Source organism: Streptomyces antioxidans (genome assembly GCF_000968685.2).
In the GTDB taxonomy this organism is placed as follows: Bacteria; Actinomycetota; Actinomycetes; order Streptomycetales; family Streptomycetaceae; genus Streptomyces; species Streptomyces antioxidans.
Window position 1 is genome coordinate 1 of record NZ_LAKD02000103.1, and the last position, 1,103, is coordinate 1,103.

The following is a 1,103-nucleotide window of genomic DNA, read 5'->3' on the forward strand; positions in this document are numbered from 1 at the left end:
GGTGGATGGGTCGGGTGGTGGGGCGGTGGTGTCGTTGCCGACGTATGCGTTCCAGCGGGAGCGTTACTGGCTTGATGCTCCGAGCGTGGCGGCCGATGCCAGTGGTCTGGGCATGGAGACTCTTGAACACTCGCTGCTGGGAGCCGCGGTCCCTCTCGCTGAAGGTGGACAGCTCTTCACCGGGCGCATCTCGCTGGAGACACACCCATGGCTCGCCGATCACCAGGTTTTGGGAACCGTGCTGGTGCCACCAGCCGCGCTGGTCGAGTTGGTCATCCGTGTGGGCGATCAGGTCGGTTGCGAGCGGGTGGAGGAGCTGACGCTCGAGGCGCCGTTGGTCCTGCCCGAGCAGGGCGGTGTCCAGATTCAGGTCGTAGTCGAGGAGCCGGATGCGGCTGGTCTGCGGCCGGTTGCGGTCTACTCGCGCTTTGAGGATGCGACGGGCTCCGATGACGGGGTGTGGAGCTCTCATGCGAGCGGGTTGCTGGCGGCGGGGGAGTCGGCTGCTGGTGGTGGGGTGGTGTTGGAACAGTGGCCTCCGGTGGGTGCTGAGGTGGTGATGTCGGATCCGGAAGGGTTTTATGCCGGGCTCGCTGAGCGTGGGTTTGGTTATGGTCCGGCGTTTCGGGGGGTGGAGGCGGTCTGGCGGCGTGGTGAGGAGGTGTTCGCTCAGGTCCGTCTTCCGCGGGAGCGGGTGGGTGAGGTGGAGCGGTTCGGAGTCCATCCCGCACTACTGGACGCGGTCGTGCATGCCGTGGCCTCGGCGGACTTCGAGCAGCAGCCGGATGTGGAGCTGGGGTTGGGTTCGGTGCGTGTTCCGTTTGCGTGGTCGGGGGTGCGGTTGCATGCCTCGGGTGCGTCGGTGGTGCGGGTGCGGTTGGCCCGTGCGGGGTCGGATGCGGTGGCGCTGGAGGTGGCGGATGCGGAGGGTCAGCCGGTGGTGTCCATCGAGTCCCTGGCTCTGCGGCCCATCTCGGCTGAGCAGTTGCAGGCGGCCCGGGCCAGTCGTTATGACTCGCTGTTCCAGTTGGATTGGCAGCCGGTGGCCGTGTCGGCTTCGGTTGTTGGTGGGGGTTCGTGGGCGGTTGTGGGGCCGGATGTTG

At 67.3% G+C, this 1,103-nt stretch carries 1 protein-coding gene; it reads left to right on the forward strand.

Going from position 1 to position 1,103, the window contains the following annotated elements:
• Positions 1-85: 85 nt before the first annotated feature.
• Positions 86-1,103: polyketide synthase dehydratase domain-containing protein (locus tag VT50_RS31075; RefSeq protein WP_206269510.1), on the forward strand; the 1,018-nt coding region annotated here is incomplete at its 3' end.